The organism is Mesorhizobium sp. M1252, from assembly GCF_040318265.1.
Taxonomy (GTDB): Bacteria; Pseudomonadota; Alphaproteobacteria; order Rhizobiales; family Rhizobiaceae; genus Mesorhizobium.
In genome coordinates this window covers 1-2,845 of record NZ_JAMYLX010000043.1, presented here as the reverse complement: position 1 = coordinate 2,845, position 2,845 = coordinate 1, and the positions used below count along the sequence as shown (strand labels likewise).

Here is a 2,845-nt window from a genome sequence, read left to right as displayed (position 1 = left end):
CGTACGCATCCGGTGAAGACCGCAGACGTGCGCATCCGGCAGCCAGGAGAACCTGAGCACCGGAGTGCTGGGGTCAAGCTTTCTTTGGGGAGACGCGATGATATTCTTCGAGGAGGAGTTTGACCTCCTCGATGCCTTCATCGGTGAAGGCCAAGATCCCGTCGTCATCGTTGGCGCCGTAGACCCAGATGACGCCGTCCTCGGGCTCGAGACCGAGGGTCAGGTCCTGGATGAGCGCTTCGCTGACGCCGAGGTCCCTGGCGACACGATCGACGGTGTAGACGTGATGCACCTTATTGCGCTGCATGATCAGGCCGCCGCTGGTTGGGTCCGCAATTTTGCGGATCTCCAATTCCACGGCAGCAAATCATCGATCCGATGGGCCGGATAGGCGGGCAGTCGGGCGAGGACGTCGGCGAGCCAGGCCTGCGGGTCGACATCGTTCATCTTGGCGCTGACGATCAGGCTGTAGAGAACGGCCGCGCGCTGTCCGCCGCGATCGGAACCGCAGAAGAGCCAGGACTTTCTGCCGAGAGCGATGCCGCGCAGGGCTCGCTCGGCTGCATTGTTGGATAGGCAGATCCGCCCATCGTCGAGGAACCGGGTGAAGGATGACCAGCGGCGCAGCATGTAGTTGAAGGCCTTGGTCAGGTCGTGCCCGCGCGAGAGCTTGTCGCGCGTCTTGATCATCCAGCGCTCGAGCTCGGTGACCAGCGGCGCGCTCCGCTCCTGGCGCACGGCGTGGCGTTGGGTCGGCGACAGGCCGTTGATCGCGCGCTCGATATCGAACAGGGCATCGATGCGCTTCACGGCTTCGACCGCCAGCGGATAGACCAGGTTGGGCTTCTCGCCGTGCGCCTTCTTGCGCGCCGCCGCTTCGACATCGGCCAGCTCAAACACTTTGCGCCGGCTGTGGGCCCAGCAGCTGGCCTCCAGAACAGGCGCCGGCTGACGACCCGTCGCATAGAGATCGCCATAACCACCAAAGGCATCGGCCTGCAGAATGCCGCTCCAGCCGGCGAGATGCGTCGCGGGATGTTCGCCTCGGCGATCGCGGGAATAGTAGAACACTGCCGCCGGCGGATCGGCGCCGCCGAACGGTCGGTCATCGCGCACATAGGTCCATAATCGGCCGGTATCGGTCTTGCCCTTGGCCAGGACCGGCACCGTCGTGTCGTCGCCGTGCAGACGCGAAGCGGCCAGCACATGGGCTTCGAGCTGCTTGAACAGCGGCATCAGCGCCGCGGCGCCGGCGCCGACCTGGTCGGCGAGCGTCGACAGGCTGAGCGGCACGCCTTCGCGGGCATAGCGTTCGGCCTGGCGGTTAAGCGGCTGATGCTGGCCGAACTTCTCGAACAGGATCATCGCCAGCAGGCCGGGACCGGCCCAGCCGCGCGGGGTGGCGTGGAAGGGCGCCGGAGCCTGGCTGATCGTCTCGCAGTCGCGGCAGGTGAACTTCTCCCGCACGTGCTGGATCACCTTCCATTGCCGCGGCACCACCTCCAGCGTCTCGGTGATATCCTCACCCAGCTTGCGCAGCCGATGACCGCCACAGCAATGGCAAGCGGCCGGCGCCGGCTCGACCACGCGTTCGCGCGGCAGATGCTCGGGAAATGGCTGGCGCGCCGGTCGCTTGCGCATGTAAGGCGCCACCTCGGTGGTCCGGGCCGCGGCCTGTTCGGCGGCGATCTCGTCTTCCGTCGCGGTGCTCTCGAGTTCCTCGAAGGTGAGTTCCATCTGGTCGTGCAGGCGGGCTGAGCGTTCAGAACTCTGACCATGCAGCGCCCGCTGCAGCTTCCGGATCGTCAGATGCTGATGCGCGATCAGCGCCGCATCATCCGATGCCTTGGCCCTGGCGACCGCCAGTTCGGCCTCGACCAGCGCAGCGCGCGCGGCCTCGTCTTCGGCTCTGGCCAGCGCCGCGGTCAGCGCTGTTCTCAGCGCGCCAATATCGTCCGGAACAGCATCCTGGGCGGTGGCAACCATGCCCTGGAGTGAATCATAAAACGCGTCCGCTGACTCGCGGAAAATGGCGCAAACTCAAAGAAAAACTCAGCCCGCGCGCTGCGGGCGGAACGTGTGAAGCGGGTTGCGCCAATCGATCCCGTCGAGCATGTAGGCGAGCTGCGCCGGTGATATGGAAACCGTGCCGTCCGCCGGCGACGGCCATAGAAACCGGCCCTTCTCGAGCCGTTTTGCATACAGCGACATGCCGAGCCCATCATGCCAGATAATCTTGATCAGATTGCCGCTGCGGCCGCGGAAGACATAAATATCGCCGGCATGCGGGTCCCGGCCCAGCGTCTCCTGAACCTGCAGAGCGAGGCCTTGCATCCCGCGACGCATATCGGTCCGGCCGACCGCCAACCAGATCCGCACCTGGCTCGGAACCGGGATCATGAAACGCCCAGCGCCTTCACCATCGCTGCCGCCAGTGTTGGCGGCGTGGTCAGCGGAATCCGCAGCCGCACCTTGCCGGCGACCTCCAGCTCGATCACCGCTGGGGATGCCGCCGGCCGCGAAACGGCGACAGGCTCATCGGGAGCCACGACAACTTCGGCAAAGCCCGTCTCGCGGGCTCTCATCGTGCGGCGCCACTTGTAGATCAGGCTGGTCGCGACATCGTACTGACGGGCCACCGCCGCCACTGGGGCCCCGGGCGCGAATGCCGCCGCCAGTATCCGGCACTGATCCGCTTCACTCCAACGACGCCGCCGCTCCGGCCCGGTCAATAACGTCATATGGCTCATGCTGTGCTGCTAACTTCGCTCGTAAGGACGACCTTAAGAGCGCAGCCTCGCTACCGTGCCATCCTCTCGCAAGGCGGCCTTCGCCGGAGGGTATC

The 2,845-nt window shown here is 65.6% G+C and carries 4 protein-coding genes; all 4 read right to left on the bottom strand.

Going from position 1 to position 2,845, the window contains the following annotated elements:
* Positions 1–73: 73 nt before the first annotated feature.
* On the bottom strand, positions 74–307 hold the full coding sequence (locus NKH22_RS31405) for a hypothetical protein (RefSeq protein ID WP_023731894.1): 234 nt from the start codon (positions 305–307) through the stop codon (positions 74–76).
* Positions 308–309: 2 nt separating this feature from the next.
* Positions 310–1,986, bottom strand: a complete 1,677-nt coding sequence (tnpC, locus tag NKH22_RS31400; RefSeq protein WP_352912428.1) for an IS66 family transposase — start codon at positions 1,984–1,986, stop codon at positions 310–312.
* 66 nt (positions 1,987–2,052) lie between these two features.
* Positions 2,053–2,400 (bottom strand): IS66 family insertion sequence element accessory protein TnpB, encoded by a 348-nt coding sequence (gene tnpB, locus NKH22_RS31395; protein WP_023680052.1) that lies wholly within the window; start codon positions 2,398–2,400, stop codon positions 2,053–2,055.
* On the bottom strand, positions 2,397–2,741 hold the full coding sequence (gene tnpA, locus NKH22_RS31390; RefSeq protein ID WP_352912426.1) for an IS66-like element accessory protein TnpA: 345 nt from the start codon (positions 2,739–2,741) through the stop codon (positions 2,397–2,399). Before tnpA ends, tnpB begins: the two co-directional genes overlap by 4 nt.
* Positions 2,742–2,845: the final 104 nt, after the last annotated feature.